This is a genomic window from Terriglobales bacterium (genome assembly GCA_035651995.1).
Classification (GTDB): domain Bacteria; phylum Acidobacteriota; class Terriglobia; order Terriglobales; family Acidobacteriaceae; genus DASRER01.
Genome location: DASRER010000022.1, coordinates 75229 through 92529 on the forward strand (window position 1 = coordinate 75229; position 17301 = coordinate 92529).

A 17301-nucleotide genomic window follows, 5' to 3' on the forward strand; every position below is an offset into this window, starting at 1 on the left:
GGAAAAGACGGGGCGCAGCGCGCGCCCCCAGTTTCTCCTACTCACCACGGCTGAACACGGATGACACGGAGCTGAATAGGTTTGTGATCGGTGAAATCCGTGTTCATCCGTGGTGAGACCAGTTGTTACGCCACGCCCACTTCCTGAATCAGAAACATTCCCTCCGGGTCCGTCTCGTTCAGGGCGCGCAGCGCCTGCTCGGCGGCTTCGCGCGTGAACAGCCCGGCGAAGGGCATGAATTCGAGCGCTGCCGACTTCAGATCTTTGGCGACTTTGACTACGAGATATTGTTTGTTCAATCAGGCCCAACTTCCTACCGCGGATGGCCTCCCCACATTGGCGCCGAAATCATGGCGCGAACGTGGGGCGCCATCAGCAGTTATTTCTTGTCCTCCACGTCAACGTACTCGGCGTCGATCACGCCTTCATCTTTCTTGGCCTCGCCGTCGCCACGCGGAGGCGGACCGGCGGCCTGCTGGCCGGGCTGTGCGCTGCCGGCTTGTGCGCCGGTCGCGCGGTACATGGCTTCGGCCAGCTTGTGCGAGGCCGCCGTCAGCTTCTCGCGGGCTGAGTTCATGGCGTCCTTGCCGCCAGTCTCGAGCGCCTTCTTGGCGTCGGCCAGGGCCGCTTCCACGTCGCCGCGTTCGCTCTGCGAGATCTTGTCGCCCTGCTCGCGCAGCATCTTTTCCACGCTGTAGACCAGCGTGTCGAGCTGGTTGCGGACCTCGATCTCCTCGCGCCGTTGCTTGTCTTCCGCGGCGTGAGCGTCGGCGTCTCTTGCCATGCGCTCCACTTCCTCCTTCGACAGGCCCGAAGAAGACGTAATCGTGATCTTCTGGTCCTTGCCGGTGGCGTTGTCCTTGGCGGTGACGTTCAGGATGCCGTTGGCATCGATGTCGAACGTCACCTCGATCTGCGGCACGCCGCGCGGAGCCGGGGGGATGCCGGTCAGGTGGAACTTGCCCAGCGTGCGATTGTCGCGCGCCATGGGCCGCTCGCCCTGCAGGACGTGCACCTCGACCGACGTTTGACTGTCGGCCGCGGTGGAAAACGTCTCCGTCTTCCGCGTGGGGATGGTGGTGTTGCGCGGAATCATCGGCGTCGCCACGCCGCCCAGCGTCTCGATGGCCAGAGTCAGCGGCGTCACGTCGAGCAGCAGCAGGTCTTTGACATCGCCCCGGAGCACGCCGCCCTGGATGGCCGCGCCGACCGCAACGACTTCGTCTGGATTGACGCCCTTGTGCGGTTCCTTGCCGAACAGCTCCTTCACCAGGACCTGGATGCGCGGCATGCGCGTCTGGCCGCCGACGAGCACGACTTCGTCAATCTTACTGGCGTCCACGCCGGCGTCTTTCAGCGCCTGGCGGCATGGGCCGACCGAGCGGTTGATGATGTCTTCCACCATGCTCTCCAGCTTGCCCCGGGTGAGCTTCTCCACCAGGTGCTTAGGCCCGGAGGCGTCGGCGGTGATGAACGGCAGGTTGATCTCGGTCTCCATGGTGGTGGAGAGCTCGATCTTGGCGCGCTCGGCGGCGTCGCGCAGGCGCTGGAGAGCCATCTCGTTGCCGCGGTCACGCAGGTTCAGCCCTTCCTTCTTGCGGAACTCGTCAATCAGCCAGTCCACAATGCGCTGGTCAATGTTGTCGCCGCCCAGGTGGGTGTCACCGTTGGTCGCCTTGACCTCGATCACGCCTTCGCCGACTTCAAGAATGGAGATATCGAAGGTGCCGCCGCCGAAGTCGTACACGGCGATGGTTTCGTCCTTCTTCTTGTCCAGTCCGTAGGCCAGCGCGGCGGCGGTGGGCTCGTTCACGATGCGCTTCACGTCGAGCCCGGCGATGCGGCCGGCATCCTTGGTTGCCTGGCGCTGCGCATCGTTGAAGTACGCCGGGACGGTGATGACCGCGTCGGTCACTTTCTCGCCCAGGTAGTCTTCCGCCGCCTTCTTCAGCTTCTGAAGGATCATGGCGGAGATCTCCGGCGGGGTGTACTTCTTGCCCTGCGCCATGACCACCACGTGGTCGCCCTCGCGCTCCACCTTGTAGGGCACCATCTTCATTTCTTCGCTGACTTCGTCGTAGCGGCGCCCCATGAAGCGCTTGATGGAGTAAATGGTGTTCTCCGGGTTGGTGATGGCTTGGCGCTTGGCCACCTGGCCGACCAGGCGTTCTCCCGTCTTGGTGAATGCGACTACGGAAGGCGTGGTTCGCCCTCCTTCCTCGTTGGCAATCACCTTGGGCTCGCCACCCTCCATGACTGCGACCACGGAATTTGTCGTCCCGAGGTCGATTCCTATGATCTTGGGCATGGGCCGTTCCTCCTAAACCTTTATTATTGCAATGTTTACGCCATATGCTCAGGCTTACAGCATAGCGATGATATGACTTGAGTACGTTACTGTCAAGGTTATAGATGTGCTTCGATATTGGTCCGTTGCAGAACGTTACCGGACCGGCGACATCGCTATGTGCTGGCGACAGGAGCGCCTGGCCGATTGCCTCACCTCGGGACCGATTGCTGGCGTAGCGAGAGCCAGGCAAAAGCCCTCACCCGCGCGGTTCTTGGGGGTTTTGTGCCGGTGACGGCCGTAACGTTGCTTCGCTCCTGCTTCGGCGCTAAACTCCGCGTCGGTTGTTGGGAGGCGAAATGACTGAACCGCGGGAAGCGCGTTTGTGGCAAGTGCTGGGATTCGCGTTCGTCAGCGGCGGATCGGTTCTGCTGGCGATCGATGTGCAGAACTTCCTTCGCACGCGCGTTCTCGATTCCGAGGGACTGAAGATCGGGATCTTCTGCTCGTTCGCCGTGCTGGCCGGATTGGCGGCGCTGTGCGCGTGGCGCATTTTCCGCAACATGGAGCATCCGCCCGCCGACCACTTCGGCGTCGTGTTTCACTTGCTGGCGCGCATCGGCACGCCGCTGGGCGCCATCCTGTTCGAGTACGGATGGGGACGCACCATGAGCATGCCCACCACCAACAACCAGAAGGCGCTGCTGCTGGCAGGAGGGTTCATCTTCCTGGCAGGATTGATTTCGCTGATCAGCGAGCGCGTGATCGTTCACCTGCGCGAGCTGGCTGAATTCCATGCCGAGTATGCACCGGCGACGCGGCAAGCGCCGAACGGAGCACAGGCCGCCAACGCGAATTAGACCGCCTCGCATATAGCATTCAGCCCCCGAAAACACTTCCGCCCGGCAAACGATCGTTTCCCGGGCGGCGTCATTCAGGGGCTGAATGCGATGAGCTGATGCTGGGCGCCAGCCTAGTCGAAGCGTTCGAACATCACCGACTTCTTCTCCCAGGCCAGTTCGTCGATGAGCAACTTGCGATTGGTGATCACCATGTCTTTGAGGCCGCAGATGTAGGCGTCCATATCGGTGCGGCCCTGGGCCAGCTGGCGCACGTGCTCCTGCACGTAGCCGCGGGCGCCCTGCCAGTCGGGACCTTCGCGGCTGAGGGTGGGAGTGTAGTGGAAGTTGGGGAACTGCAGCTCCCAGGCGCGGAATTCCTCGTCATAGTAGAGCGCGTTGCGGTAGCGCGCGCCAAACATCAGCCACAGTTGCCGTCCAGCGTGGCGCGCGGAATCAGCGAAGAGCCACTGCAGGAAGCCGCGCATGGGCGCGATACCGGTACCGGTGGCGATAAAGAGGGAATCGCGCAACGGGTTCCTCAGCACGAAGTAGCCATGAGGCCCGTGAAACTTCACCTCGGCGCCCTCGCTCATGTCGCACAGATAGTTGGAGAAGAAACCCATCTCGACGCGGTTCAGGCAGAGATCGAAGCGGTTGTTCCCACGCGGAGCCGACGCGATGGAGTAGGCGCGCGTGACTTCGCGGCCGTCCTTTTCCGCGCGCATGGAGATGAACTGGCCGGCAGTGAATTCGAAGTTGCGCGTCTCGGCGACCTCGAATTCCAGGTGCTTGGTTTCCTGGTGCAGGTCAACCGAGCGCAGCAGGCGCGCGGTCAACAGCTTCCGATCCGTGGCGGCAGGCATTGTAGAAAACCTACACCATAGGATTCCGGATTGGCGATGCCGGACTCGGTTCCCGGCGATGAATTCTAGGGCGCGTACTTTTCCAGGATTTCCGCCACGAACGCGGCCGCGGTCTCGCCGCCCGGAAACAGGCGAGGGAAACGCGCGCAGAGCCGGCGCTGGATCGCAGCGATGGCCAGGCCGGCCGCGCAGCCTTCGAGCACGAGCCGTGCCGCCTCTCCGGAACTGGAAAGCTGCGGCACAAAATCAGGCGCGGTCCGCGCCAGGGCGCGCTTGGAATGCAGGTCGCCGAAGAGCGTGGATTGGGCGGTGCGGGCCCTGACGTTCCCGCCGCCATCACGCACCGTGACCTTCCAGTTCCACGTTGCGCCCCAACCGCCCGTGCCAGTTTGCAGCCAGATGGAAACCTCGTCGCCGGCTTCGACCGGGAAAGACTGCTCCAGTGGCAAAAGCTGGTTTCCCCACACCTGGGAAAGCCTGGTTGGCGGACCGATCGTGGTGCTGATTCCGTCGGCGAAATGCTGCACGTGCCAAACGCCAATTCCGTTCATCGTGCCGTGGCGCGCCACCCGGAATGACAACGCCGCGGCCATTTCGCCCGGGTCGCGCGCAAAGTCCAGCGCAGCGAAATTCTGCCCCGGAGAGAGCAGCTCCGTGTCTTGCAGCGCTTGCTCCAGAACGCTATTTGCCGTGGCAGCCAGGAATATGGAAAAGTCGAAGTCCAAGGGCCGGCTGCCCCACGACGCAATCTCGGCGGCCCGCTCTGCGCTTTCCACCGGCGCGCACAGCACATCGGCGCGGAAGGGGATGAGTTTTCCGCCCGGTTTCAGGAAAGACGCCGCCACGGAAGGCATCACCTGCGCCAGCTCCTTCAGGCCCATGTTGCAGACGGCCACATCCACCCTCTCCGGCAATTCGACTTCGAAGATCGATCCGCGCACGAAGCACACGCGGTCTCCGCAGCCGTTGCGGGCGCAGGTCTGGCGGGCCAACTCGATCACGTTTTCGCGCTCCACCGCATAGACGCGCGCCGCCCCGGCACGACAAGCCAGCAGGGCGTGGATACCGGTTCCGGTGCCGACGTCGAGGACAATGTCCCCCGGGCGAACCAAGCTGGTAATGGCACGGGCAAAGGCCGGCTGCGCCGTCTGGTCCTCAAGAGACCGGCGATAAAGGCTGGAAAGGGCCATAGAAACGCTGAATTCGCTGATTCCTTCGCGTGGATCCGTGAGCTATACTAGCGCAGACGCAACTATCAAAAAGCCTGTTTTCCCCGGCACGGCGGAGCAGCATTTTGGAGAGGATTACTGTGGCGCCTGCTCGCAGCAATGCGGATTCCGGCCAGAAAAAAAAGGAGAAATACGCTCCCCCGCGGCTCGTGGCGTACGGCAAGCTCCAGGACCTGACGCGCGGCGGCGGCAGGAGGGGCGCCGACGTCGCCGGTCCCAACACGATGATGTGCTGGGTAGCGGAGGCGGTTTACGGCCGGGATGATCTGCGCACGCATCTTCTGCGCGCCTGGCTGGTTGGCCCGTACTTGCAGACTCGCCTCGGGGCGGTTGTAGTGGCGGCGTATCGCACCTTTGGCCGGCCGGTTGCTGCTATCGCTCGCAGGTCGGCATGGGTAAAGGGAGTTTTGCGCCCCGTCTTGGACGGTGGTGTGCGGCGCGCGCAACGTCACTACCTCGGCAACTAACACCGAGTCCGACGATTGTCGCTGCGGATTGTCGCATTGGACTGTCGCCCCCGGTCTGTTCGTTTGGTGTTTCAGGACCTATGGCTGTCCTGGCTGAGTGGGGAGCATTGCGCAACTATCATCTGTACGGCCTCGACATAACCACGCCGCTTCTCCTGCCCTATCCTGAATGTCGTTCCTCCGGGCCGCCCACTGTCCTGGTGTGGCCCGACGAGCCCTGCGTCGTGACGGAGGCGAAACTGCACAACGCAGACGGCGACTTCTGGAATCACTGCCAGCGTGACGGCTGGGATGTGATCCAACTCTCGGAAACCTGCAGGTTCCGCGTTGGCCCTGACCGCAAGGCGATCCGCTATTCACATGCGGCGGACTGTCCGCCGGAAGCGCTGCGCAGCTACCTGCTGGCCGGTCCTCTTTCGTTTGTGCTGCTCGATCGCGGCGTCGAATCGTTGCACGCCACTGGGGTGGTAGTGGATGGAACCGCTATCGGCATCCTTGGGAACAACGGATACGGGAAGTCAACGCTGGCGGCGGCCCTGCTCAGTGCCGGCTTTCCCTTGCTGACCGACGATCTGCTGGTCCTGGAGTGGCAGGGCCAAACCTGCTGTTCTTACCGGTCGGGAGCCCATATCAAGCTGTTTCCTCAGGTGGCAGAGCGATTTCTGCCGGCCCTGAACGGAGTACAGCTGAACCGGCACACGCAAAAGAAGGTCTACTCGCTGATTGCCGGTGAAGCGCCCGGCGAAGAGCTGGTGCCGCTGCGTGTCCTGTACGAGCTGGATGAGACAGCATCGGGTGGGCTTGAGATCAAACCGCTGCCACCGGCCAAAGCCTTCGTCGGGCTTCTGCGCAACCTGTTCAACGACGAAGTGACACGCAGCGAACGCCTCCGGCCGCAATTTGAATTCTGCGAGCGCGTTGCGGCAAGCGTGCCGGTCTTCTCGCTTGCCTACCCCAGGTCGCTGGATGCGCTTCCGGAGATCGCGGCAAATCTTGTCGCGCATATGCGCAGCCTTTCAGTGCCGGCGGCGCCGGTTTCCAAGTCTGCGTCGGCTGAGGCTCGCGCGTGAGCGCCATTGTTGGCGTCTGGCGACGCGACGGCGGCCCCGCACCCAGCGCCGACTTGGAGCGGATGCTGGCCGCCTGCCCACGCAACACCAGGGGTTCGACATGGAGCTGGGACGACGGCCCATTTGCCGTAGCCGGCGTCGGCGCGAGCTCGAGAGCGAACGACGACGATTGCGTCGCAGCAGTCTGTGGTGCTGTCTATGCGGCCGGTGAGGGCCGCGGAGCGCTTTTACGCAAGGACGAAAGTGACGCGCAAATAATTCTGGACCGATACCGCTCGTTTGCCGACGAGTTTCTAAGGGGCGTTCGAGGCAGCTTCACAGCGGCAGTACATGACCGATCCAGACACACGCTCCTGCTGGCGCGCGATTGGTTCGGACACCGCCCGATCTACTACGCGATCGTCGGCGGAGCCGTTTACTTTTCCTCCTACATTCGCCCGTTGCTGACCGTAGTTCCGTTCCTGCGTCCGAACGAGGAAGCGATTGCCGACCTCCTCCTCTGGGGAAGCACAAGTTCACCGGAGCAGACTTTTTTCGACGGGATTCTGGCCGTGCCTCCTGGGAGGATGGTCGAATTCACCGCCGCAGGCGTTAGTGTTCACGCCGCGCAAGATGTGGATCGGTTCCGAACGATTCGTTGCAACGACGATTACGAGGCGGCTGAGCTGTTGCGTGACGCGGTTCTTGAGGCCGTCCGAAGAACGATTGCGCGGGCTTCCGCCGTGGCGGTCTCTGTCAGCGGTGGCCTGGATTCTTCCGCCATCTACTGTGGAGTAAGGGACCTGCGGCAACGGGGGCTGGCCGGCGCACAACTTCGCGGCTACACCTTCCATTTTCCCGGCGACCACCTCGCCGACGAGATGGCCTACCTGCGTCTCTTGGAGGAGGGCGGCAACACGATTCGCCGAATCACCGCGCATCCCGGCTGGCTAGAATCGGCGAGCCTGGCAACGTGGTCGTCGGAGGCGCCCGTTTTATTCGCTCAACTGAACTCGGAATACCGGCTGCTACGCGCCGCCGCCGAAGACGGTTGCGATGCGCTGCTCGACGGTGGTTTTGGGGACCAGGCGGTAGGAAATCACGCGTACTGGCTCGATCTCCTCTTCAGCTTCAGGTGGAAGCGCCTGTTGCGCGATATGAGGGAGCAGCCGCTCTGGCAGGACGATACAACGCTCAAAGACTGGATCGATCCTCTCCAACCGAGTCTGCAGCGGCTCTTGATACCTGAATTCCTGCTGCCCGTGGCAAGGCGGATACGGCACATGGCCGATGCCGACGACTCTCCGAAGTGGTATTCCAGCCGGCTCCGCCGCCTCGCGCAGGAGCGCGCCTGCTCGCAGCCATCACCGCGGATCGCAGCCAACTCGCATCACGCGGTGGACCTCTACCGAATGTCGCACCAGCGTTACTATTTGCACCTCTGGGAGACGGCGCTCAAGCGCGCTGCTGAATTTGGAATCGAACTTGGGCATCCGTTCACTGATCCCGACCTGCTGCAGCTCCTGATGGCGCTCCCCGGTGACCAGGTGAGCGTGGGAGGCGTGTTCCGCGGTTTGTTCCGTGAGGCGATGCGCGGCATCCTTCCCGAACCAATACGGCTGCGCCGCTCCAAGGCGGACTTCCTGCCGGCGGTCCGGAATGCGGCGAGGAAAGAGCTGCAGACGTTCGAGTTCGGAAGGAATATGGCTGTGGTCGAAATGGGCATGGTAGAGCTGGGGGCCCTCCGGCGCGATCTGCCGCGCATGCTCCGCCTCATCAACGATCGCAACGACATTTGCGCTCCGCGGGAAGTCATGAACCTGCTTGCACTGGAGATCTGGCTCCGGGTCTACTTTCGGGGCGAACGGCCTCAGGCAGCCTCCGTTGCGCCAGACCTTGTTGCGCAACCAGCCTAGACGCGCTCCCGGACAGTCCGGCGCAGCGGAAGCTCAGCATAGTCCGACTCTGGATGAGGGATGGGCAACAGCGTCTTCCCGTTTGATTCGATCCAGGCGTGCGCCTCAAAGTCGCGGTGGTTGCGCACACCCAGGCGCAACTCGGCCGGGTAGCCCGCCTTGAGCAACATGCGGCGGCCTACCAGTGACTGGACGAAGCAGTTGGCTGCGGGAACGTGCGCAGCGACGCCGGTAACTGCCCAGGTGATCTGGGCGATCGCCGGGCGTATTCGAGAAGCAGAAGCGCGCCCAGGGCTGCTTTCGCGGAGCGCCATGGCCACACGACGCCCCGAGGCAATCCGGATCCAGATGGCGTAAAGCAGCGTCCAGGCAAGCGCCCGGAGGAGCAGGCGTTGCTCAATCCAGGGTCGGCGAAGGAATCGCAGCAGCATCTCGGCTTGATTCTACGTTGAAGCGGGCGTCAAGCGGCAAGGCAAACGCGCAGCAAAGCAAAAAGGGCAGCCCGAAGGCTGCCCTTAGGCGGAGTGTCAGGCTTTACTGGCGAACCCGCTTGCGCGCCAGGTAGCCCAGCCCGGTTAGGCCGGTACCCAGCAGCAGGAACGACGCCGGCTCAGGAACCAGTGTCTCGTTCGTGGGCGGCGGGTCAATGCCGTACGCGATGTTGTCGAACAGCTGGTACGCGCCGGTGCTCGTGATCACGATCTTGTTGAACATCTGTTCATCCGGCGAGCCGATGCCGAAGAAGGTCGGCGCCGGGTAATTCGCCGAGAACACCTGATAGGTGGCCAGAAGCGTGTTGCCGTTGTAGACCGAGATCGTGAAGGTGGCGCCGAACGGCTCGAACGTCATCAGCTGAAGGCTGAAGGCGCTGGAGGACGGAATCGTCATGGTCAGCGTCGAGTTCGCCCCCACCTGCAAGATGCCGCCGCCCGTGCCCCAGTTGGTGTAGAGGCTCGGATTGAACGCCGAATCAACCACGTACGTTCCGTACGTGTCGGCGTGGAACACGATGCCGCCGATGGTGAAGTCCTTGCCGAGGTTCACGTAGCTGCCGGTAGGCGCAATACCGTTAAAATTCACAGTACCGTTCACGATAGAGCGCGCACTCCACGACGCCGCGTCGTTGAATACTTGCAGGTCGGCGCGGGCCGAAACCGCTGAAAGCATGAGTGCTACTGCGATGAGCGCCGGCCCGATCTTTTTGAGCACAGCCATAATTCGTCTTCCTCCGCAGAACTTAACCCACCCTGACATAAGCAATTCGCGTTCCAGAGTTGCTCTCCACAGATGGTTACAGCAGATACAGGTTCTACTGCTAGGTACATTTCCTATGAAGGTGTTACGGATCGGCTGACACCACTTTCGTGGGCGGTGGCCCGGTATCCACAGCAGCTGCGTTGGTACCTGTGCAGGGGTTTGCATACGTACCCGAGAATTTTGCAACTTTGCCGGATTGGGCGGTTTTCCGGGATGGCCCCAGCGGTTGTGCCAGAAGCCGGAACGGGCGCAGAAACCAGGCCAGAAAATACCACGCCGCGGGCAGCCGAAAAGCGCGCACGTCGTTTAGCGACGGCTGCAATAAGAGCAAAAGCGCGTAGGAAAAGCGCTGGGACGAGAAGTCCAGACACCGGCCATAGAACGCGTGGCTGGTGGCGCGGGCATCGTCGCAGGAAATCTGCTCGTGCCACACCCGCGGCAGCCTCGCCGACACATTCGCAACGCCGGGATCGTTTTCGCATCGCCTCCTGATCTGGGCCGGAAGCGGCGCTGCAAGGTGGGTTGCCGCCAGATGCGTTCCCAGCAGCAGCATGCGCTCGGCGCCCATCGTCCGCGCTCGCTTCGTAGTGCGCTCCCAGTCGAAATCCGAACACCGGCTGAGCAGGCCGGCACAGTCGGCGACCCGTGAGACGCGGTCCCACATCTCCTTGGCGGCGTTGATCACCAGCAGGAGCAGATGGTCTTCGGCGCACAGTGCCGGCATGGGGCGCGAGCCGAGCACTACCTCCGTCCGCCGCTCCCAAAGCTCTTCAAACGACACAAACACGCGGTACGCGCCGCCCGCGACCTGCCAGTGCAGCTCCAGCTCCGTCCCGTGGTCGCGATGCCGCAGCGGCAGGTGGTATCCCTGGCGCAGGTAGAGCCGGGTTTCAGCCGCGGTGAGGCGAAAACCGGGTTTCAGCTCGTAGCCTGCGGCTTCGAGGACGCCGATCGCAGCCGGCAGCTGACGCTCGGCCACGATGATGTCAAGGTCAGAAAACTGGCGGAGCGATACATCGCCAAATGCTGCCATGGCCAGCGACGGTCCTTTGAACGGGAGCGCGTTCACACGCTCCGCCCCGAGCGCGTCCGTCACGCGCTCGAGTTCGCGCGCCAGAAAGAGATTTATTCCGGCAATGGCATGTCGCCGGGCACGCAGCGCCCTGCGTACCGACGCTGGAACATCGAAGGCCGCGGCGGAAACACGACGTGCCGCCAGCGGCACCAGGCCGTGCCATTCCAGGGCAGACAACAAGGCAGCCCAGTTTTGTTCATTGCCAAAAGCTGCTCGCATGCAGGCGATGTCACTGGCTGAAGGTTGGAGGCGTGCGCATGCCAGCAAAAACGCGAGGACATCGGGGGCGACAGCGGGCTTCTCGGCTGGAGGCTTCACAACGTGTCCGGCAGCGGCTCCGGTTCGGCGACGGAATCAATCTGTTCCGGCTGGTGGTCGGCCTGGGCCGGCGAGCGGCGGCGGGCCGGCGCCGGAGGCGTCGGCTTTCCCGCCGCTACCGCGCATAATACATAGAAAATGGCCGCATTAGCCGGGATGTGCAGGTTGAAGTCCACAAAGCCGTGCACCAGGAGAGCCGTAACGCCGAGCAGCCCTCCGAGCCGAATAGCTTCGTTCAGGTGCCGGGGGAACTGTTGCAAGTTTTGCCAGGCAGCGCGGTACAGCCGGAACAGGAACCACATCGCTGCCGCAAAACCAAGAATGCCGGTTTCCGCCAGCAGCTGCACCCAGTCATTGTGCGCCTGGTTGATGAACTTCTCCGAATAGAAACTGCGGAAGCGCGGGTAGGAGCTGGGGAAGCTGCCCAGTCCCCAGCCCAGCAGCGGTCGCCTGGCCGCCATGCGCAATCCGTCGCGCGAGACGGCGGCGCGAACGTCGCTGCTGGTGCCCACGCTCTCGCTGATGCTGGTGGCGCGCTGCATCATCTGCCGGGCGCCGACCCAGCTGGCGAACGCCAGGATGAGCCCGCCGGTGACGATCAGCGGCAGCGCGGCGCGGCGTGTGTCGGCGCGCCTCACCACCCAGAAGACGAACAACAGCATCTGCGCCGCGAAGGCCAGCATGCCGCCGCGCGAGAGCGAGAGCAGCACGCTGCCGCCCATCACCACCGCGCCAAACAGGAGCAGCAGGCGCTTCCCGGGCGTCAGCTTTACCAGCACGGCTACAGACAGGGCCAGCGGCGCCAGCATTTCCATCAGCCCGGCGTAGTGATTGCGATTGACGTACGGGCCGAAGACATTGGACTTGAACTGCGGCTGGATGACCCAGTACACCACGCCTTGGGAAGTGAAGTCCTGCACCAGCGCGAACACCGCCACGGCAAAACCGAAGATGGCCGCAGCGATGGCGAACCGCCGCACCATCGTGTCATCGGTGAGCAGCTGCGAAGCCACGAACATGAGCAGGAAATAGGCCGCGTGCAGCAGGGCCTCGCGGCGGGTGATCCAGCCGTAAGTACTTATTCGCAAAAGCACTTGCAGCAGCACGACGCCGCCGAACGCGAGCGCGGGCGCGAGCACGGGGTTAGCGGCAAACGCCGGACGGGGGGTGAGCAACTCCCGCGCCGCCCACAGCAGGAAGAGCAGTGCGGCGCCGGCCTCCAGCACCAGGATGGACCAGTCATCCACCGCTCCGAGCGCCAGCGGAAGGAAGAACAGCAGGCCGCAGAAGGCGCAGAACAGCGCCGTGTTCAGCCACTGCGCGGGCCGGCTGTCCACCAGGTCGACACGCGCCGGCTCCGATTCCAGCACCACGAATTCGGCTTCTGCGTTCAGATCGCTCACCTGGGTCTCAGCACTAGGTCATCGATCCACAAATGTCCGCGAATCTGGCTCAACGGCTCGTTTCGCCGGATGCGCAGCCACACAGTGTGCGTATCGCCGGTGGTGAACTGGCCGCGCAGCTCGCGCCAGTTCGGCGTTCCCATCATGGGCGAAGTGTTGAGCAGCTGAATGGTCCCAGCGCCATTCCATATCACAAAGTGCGGCGCCGAGACGCTCTCCAGGTCCGGCTTGAACCATGCGCTGAACACATACTCCGTGTTCGGGCGGACGGCCACGCGCTGCGTCACGCCCACATCATCGAACGCGCCATCGAACGCCAGCGCCAGGGAGCGCGCACCGCTGTGCGACTCGTCCGGATCAATACTGGCGGAAACGCCGGCGCGCGCGTCGTAGTGCCAGTCGAGGCCGCCGTTCAGCACGTCGCGTTCGAAGCCGGCGTTGACGATCAGATTGTCCGGCTGCGCCTCGTAGCCGCGCAGTGCAGGCAGCGTCGCCACCAACTGGTTCCACGCGGGACGCACCTGCTCATCGTAGTCGTGGTCGAGCAGGTACGTGATGTACTTGTAGCCGCGCACAGGGTCAAACGGCTTTCCGAGCTTCAACAGCGCGGGCCAGACCAGCGCCGCGCCGGCGGCGTCGTTCTGGCGGATCAGCAGCTCAAGCAGTGAGAGGTGTGCGGTTGGCAGCGGCGGTATGCCCTCGCGGAGCATGAGGCCGGGATCGCGCGTGGCCCGCCATTCCAACTGAACGCCGGGTTCGAGCAGAGTGTCCTGGTACTGCATCGCCAGCCGCAGCTGGTGCAGCGCTTCGGTGGTTTCGCCGCGCACAAAGTTGAAGTTGGCCGCTTCCCACAGCACCGCCGGTGTTTTGGGATCGGCGGCCACGGCCTCGGCGAGGGCGGTATCGCGCAGCTTCTCGTCACCCGCGTTCTGCGCGGTCCCGGCGAGCTGCAGCCAGCAGTAGGGATCGTCGCGATTGAGCGCCACGCCGGCCTGCAATTCGGCGATCGCAGCGTGGAAGTCCTGTTTCTCCTGCCAGAGCCGGCGGCCCAGGCGACAATGATAGGCAGCGTTGCCGGGCTGAATTTCCGTGGCGCGCTGCAGCCCGGCCACGTCGCCGTTGTCGGCGTAGTCGGAGGCGCGGTAGACCTGGACGCAGGTGAGGGCGTACGCGAGGACGGCGGCGCAGGCCGGTAACAGGACGGCAAAGCGGAGTCCCGCCGATTTCCAGGGGAGGGTCATGGCACTTCAGCCGCCAAGCGGGTGTGGCTACACGGCAGAATCTTCGTCGCCGTACCCGTACCCGTAGCCGTACCGCTTCCGTTGGGTGTAGCCGTAATAGTAGTAGTGATCGGCGCCGCTCAGGTCCACGGCGTTCACCACCACGCCCGCCAGCTTAGCATTGACGCGGAGCAGCAGGTCGCGCGCGCGCCGCAGCGCCTGTTTGGTCGTGCGGCCCGAGCGGATCACCAGGATCACGGTGTCGGCCTCCACGCTGAGCAGGACCGCATCGGTCACGTTCAGGCTTGGCGGCGTGTCAATGATGATGTGGTCGTACTGCTCGCGCCAGCGCGCCAGCGCGCGGCTCATCGTCACCGATCCCAGCATCTCGGCCGGGTGCGCCGCCACCGGCCCGGCGGGAATCACCGAGAGGTTGGGCACCTGGGGATAGCTCTGGACAACATTTTCCGCGCTCTCTTTGCCGCCGAGGAAGTTGCTGAGGCCCGGTCCCTGCTTGATGCCCAGGACGCGATGGATGCTGGGACGCCGCATGTCGGCGTCGATCAGCAGCACCTTGGCGTTCTTTTGAGCCAGCACGATGGCGCTGTTGACCGCCGTGGTCGTCTTACCCTCCTGCGCCAGGGCGCTGGTGACCAGGATGACCTTGGGCGGCGCGCCGGTGGATGAAAGGAGCAGCGAGGTCCGCAGCGCGCGATAGGACTCCGCCAGCGCCGATCGCGGATGCGCGAAGGAAACCAGGCCGACCTGATCGGCCGGCGTCAGGCGGCGCGTGGTCGCACCCGGCAACATGCGGTTCCTGGCCGCGCCCAGCTGCCCGGCGGGAATGATGGCCAGCGGCGGCAGCGATGCCACCATCTGCACCTGGTCGGGCGTGCGCAGCGTGTTGTCGAGCACCTCGACGGCGAACGACAGCATGATGCCGAAGGCCAGCGAGAACAGGAACGCCAGCGTGATATTGCGCGGAATATTCGGACGCGCCGGACTGGTCGGCACGCGCGCCGGATCGACGATCTGGATATTGCTCGACTTCAGCCCGGCGATCACGCCCGCTTCTTTCAGCTTCTGCAGCAGGCCTTCGTAAAGCTGGCGGTTGCTCTCGGCGTCGCGCTTGAGGATGTTGTACTGGATGGCGCTTTCGTTCAGCTTGTTCGCTTCCAGCTTCTGCTGCTCCAGCGCAGCCCGCAGCAGCTTTTCACGCTGCACCGCGGCCAGATAAGCGTTACGCGCGCGGCTGCCCGTGTCCTGCGACTCCTGCCGGATGCTGGCCTGCACCTGTCGCAGCTGCTCGTTGGCCTCGATCACTTTGGGATACGACGGGCCGAACTGCGTGTTCAGCTCGGCCACCCTCTGCTTGAGGTCGGCTTCCTTCAGGCGCAGCTGCGCGATGGTGCTGTTTTCGGTGGGCCCGGTCGTCACCAGGTCGGGCCGGCCCTGCTGCGCGATGCGGTACAGCGCCTCCTTCGCGGCGCGATCAGCTTCGGCCTCGGTCAGCTCTTTGTTCAGGCCCTGGAGCTTCTCGGTCACGATGTTCTGCTTCTCGTCGAGGCCGACGATGCCGTGCTCTTTCTGGTATCTGACCAGCGCTTCCTGCGAAGCCTCGACCTTCACCAGCAGGTCAGAGAGCTGCTTCGAGATCCAGTCCGAAGTCTGCATCGTGGACTCGTACTTGGACTTGAAGTTGTGCTCGACGTAGACCTCGCTGATCGAGTTCACCACCCGCGCCGCCAGCTGTGGATCGGGACTGAAGTAGTGGATCTCGAGGATGCGCGTGCGTGGCAGCGGCTTTACCTGAAGCCCGTTCTTGAACGAAGCCAGTTGCGCGCTCTCGCGGTCCTGGTCCTGCCGGCTCTTCACCTGAATGCCGGAACCGGCTTCCGGCGCCGCTTGTCCGAGCCCGAGCTTGTGGATGACTTCCAGCGCGATCGGATCGCTGGCCAGGATCTTGGCATGCGTATCGAGCAGCACCGAGAGGTCCCAGTCGTCAACGGAACTCGAATCGTTCGGGTTCTTGATGCCGAGCGCGTCGTTGTTTTCGCGGTTGATCGCCACCCGGCCCACGGCTTCGTAGATCGGCGTTGCCTTGAACGCCGCGATGGCGGCAATCACCGTGCCCAGCACCACGCAGGCGCCGATCAGCCATTTGTGCTTGAGGACGATGTACCAGTACTCAATCCAGCCCTGATCTTCGTTGAGTTCCGTGTAATTACCGTAATTGCCGTACCCGGGACGAATCGGTTCGGCGTCAGTCACAGCCTGGATGGCCGTCGCATTCGGGTTGGGAATGAGTTTGCCTGGTTCCATCTCTCCCCTCGGGGCGGGAATAGGAATCCACAACGGAAATTTTTTCGCGATTCTAGCATCGTTTTGTCGAGATTCCGGTGGGCAGGGAGCCTTAAGAATTACCTTGGTCACCCGCGGGTCATCCCCTAAGACGACCGAGCCAGGTGCCGGGCGCGGCATTCGCTGCCGGCGCGTTCCGTTGTACATTGTTGCGAACCATGTCCTCAGGCCAATCGGTGATGAGCCCGGCGCACGCCGTGCCGGCGGTGGTGATCTGCCCCACCCAGCGCGTCTCGCTGAATCTCCAGGACCTTTGGCGCTATCGCGAGCTGGTCTACTTCCTCACCTGGCGCGACATCAAAGTGCGCTACAAGCAGACGGCGCTCGGCATTGCCTGGGCGGTGCTCCAGCCGGTGTGCAGCATGCTGGTGTTCAGCATCTTCTTCGGACGCCTGGCGCGCGTGCCCAGCGACGGCCTGCCATATCCCGTTTTCGCGTATGCCGGCCTGCTGCCGTGGCAGTTGTTTGCCTTCGCGCTGACCGAATCGAGCAATAGCCTGGTGGGCAACGAGCGCCTGATTACGCGCGTGTACTTTCCGCGCCTGGTCATACCGATCTCGGCGCTGCTGGCCGGTTTGATGGACTTCTGTGTCTCGCTGGTGGTGCTCGTTGCCATGATGTGGTGGTACGGCATCGGCCCGACGGCTGCGATCGTGACCTTTCCGCTGTTCACGCTCCTCGCCGTGCTGGCGGCGCTGGCGGTGGGCATCTGGCTCTCGGCGCTCAACGTGAAATATCGCGACGTGCGCTACACGCTGCCGTTCCTGACACAGTTCTGGCTCTTCGCCACGCCGGTCGCGTATCCGAGTTCGCTGCTGCCTGAGCCATGGCGTCCGTTGCTTGGCCTGAATCCGATGGCCGGCGTGGTCGAGGGCTTCCGCTGGTCGCTGCTCGGCGTGTCGCACGGACCGGGGCCGCTGCTGGCGGTCTCCGTGGCGATTGTTTTGCTGCTGCTGACCGGCGGGCTGTTCTATTTCCGCCGCATGGAAGCAAGTTTTGCGGACATGGTGTAGC

General features: G+C 63.5%; 15 protein-coding genes. 5 read left to right on the top strand and 10 right to left on the bottom strand.

Annotated features, from left to right (window positions below):
* Positions 1-125 precede the first annotated feature (125 nt).
* Positions 126-299, bottom strand: coding sequence for a hypothetical protein (locus tag VFA60_08365; GenBank protein ID HZQ91788.1), 174 nt, complete (start codon positions 297-299; stop codon positions 126-128).
* Positions 300-379: 80 nt separating this feature from the next.
* On the bottom strand, positions 380-2308 hold the full coding sequence (gene dnaK / locus VFA60_08370) for a molecular chaperone DnaK (protein HZQ91789.1): 1929 nt from the start codon (positions 2306-2308) through the stop codon (positions 380-382).
* A gap of 338 nt (positions 2309-2646) precedes the next feature.
* Here dnaK and VFA60_08375 point away from each other — a divergent pair, with 338 nt between their 5' ends.
* Complete coding sequence (locus tag VFA60_08375) at positions 2647-3147, top strand: hypothetical protein (GenBank protein HZQ91790.1); 501 nt, start codon at positions 2647-2649, stop codon at positions 3145-3147.
* A 113-nt stretch (positions 3148-3260) separates the two neighbouring features.
* Here the strand turns inward: VFA60_08375 and VFA60_08380 are convergent, their stop codons facing one another.
* Together VFA60_08380 and VFA60_08385 are read right to left on the bottom strand one after the other, a co-directional pair.
* The gene (locus tag VFA60_08380; protein ID HZQ91791.1) at positions 3261-3992 is read right to left on the bottom strand and encodes an FAD-dependent oxidoreductase; all 732 of its coding nucleotides are present in this window, start codon (positions 3990-3992) and stop codon (positions 3261-3263) included.
* Positions 3993-4057: 65 nt separating this feature from the next.
* Positions 4058-5182, bottom strand: coding sequence for a 50S ribosomal protein L11 methyltransferase (locus VFA60_08385; GenBank protein ID HZQ91792.1), 1125 nt, complete (start codon positions 5180-5182; stop codon positions 4058-4060).
* Positions 5183-5301: 119 nt separating this feature from the next.
* On the opposite strand from VFA60_08385, the gene VFA60_08390 reads away from it, so the two are divergent.
* The 3 genes from VFA60_08390 to VFA60_08400 all read left to right on the top strand — a co-directional run bounded on the left by VFA60_08390 (position 5302) and on the right by VFA60_08400 (position 8653).
* Positions 5302-5688 (top strand): lasso RiPP family leader peptide-containing protein, encoded by a 387-nt coding sequence (locus VFA60_08390; protein HZQ91793.1) that lies wholly within the window; start codon positions 5302-5304, stop codon positions 5686-5688.
* 80 nt (positions 5689-5768) lie between these two features.
* Positions 5769-6758: a hypothetical protein gene (locus VFA60_08395; GenBank protein HZQ91794.1), complete on the top strand. Its 990-nt coding sequence runs from the start codon at positions 5769-5771 to the stop codon at positions 6756-6758.
* Entirely contained in the window at positions 6755-8653 is a 1899-nt protein-coding gene (locus tag VFA60_08400) for an asparagine synthase-related protein (GenBank protein HZQ91795.1), read from the top strand. The genes VFA60_08395 and VFA60_08400 overlap by 4 nt, the downstream gene beginning before the upstream one ends.
* Here VFA60_08400 and VFA60_08405 read toward each other — a convergent pair.
* From VFA60_08405 to VFA60_08430, 6 genes are all read right to left on the bottom strand, one after another.
* On the bottom strand, positions 8650-9084 hold the full coding sequence (locus VFA60_08405; GenBank protein HZQ91796.1) for a lasso peptide biosynthesis B2 protein: 435 nt from the start codon (positions 9082-9084) through the stop codon (positions 8650-8652). The two genes, VFA60_08400 and VFA60_08405, sit on opposite strands and share 4 nt — an antisense overlap.
* 103 nt (positions 9085-9187) lie before the next feature.
* A complete protein-coding gene (locus VFA60_08410) occupies positions 9188-9868 on the bottom strand; it encodes a PEP-CTERM sorting domain-containing protein (protein HZQ91797.1) in 681 nt (226 codons plus the stop codon).
* A 124-nt stretch (positions 9869-9992) separates the two neighbouring features.
* On the bottom strand, positions 9993-11303 hold the full coding sequence (locus tag VFA60_08415) for a nucleotidyltransferase family protein (protein HZQ91798.1): 1311 nt from the start codon (positions 11301-11303) through the stop codon (positions 9993-9995).
* Positions 11300-12706 carry an O-antigen ligase family protein gene (locus VFA60_08420; GenBank protein HZQ91799.1) on the bottom strand — a complete coding sequence of 469 codons (1407 nt, stop codon included), beginning with the start codon at positions 12704-12706 and terminating at the stop codon, positions 11300-11302. The genes VFA60_08415 and VFA60_08420 overlap by 4 nt, the downstream gene beginning before the upstream one ends.
* A complete protein-coding gene (locus tag VFA60_08425; protein ID HZQ91800.1) occupies positions 12703-13947 on the bottom strand; it encodes a carbohydrate binding domain-containing protein in 1245 nt (414 codons plus the stop codon). Before VFA60_08425 ends, VFA60_08420 begins: the two co-directional genes overlap by 4 nt.
* Positions 13948-13974: 27 nt before the next feature.
* On the bottom strand, positions 13975-16248 hold the full coding sequence (locus tag VFA60_08430) for a polysaccharide biosynthesis tyrosine autokinase (protein ID HZQ91801.1): 2274 nt from the start codon (positions 16246-16248) through the stop codon (positions 13975-13977).
* A 197-nt stretch (positions 16249-16445) separates the two neighbouring features.
* Here VFA60_08430 and VFA60_08435 point away from each other — a divergent pair, with 197 nt between their 5' ends.
* Entirely contained in the window at positions 16446-17300 is an 855-nt protein-coding gene (locus VFA60_08435; GenBank protein ID HZQ91802.1) for an ABC transporter permease, read from the top strand.
* Position 17301: the final 1 nt, after the last annotated feature.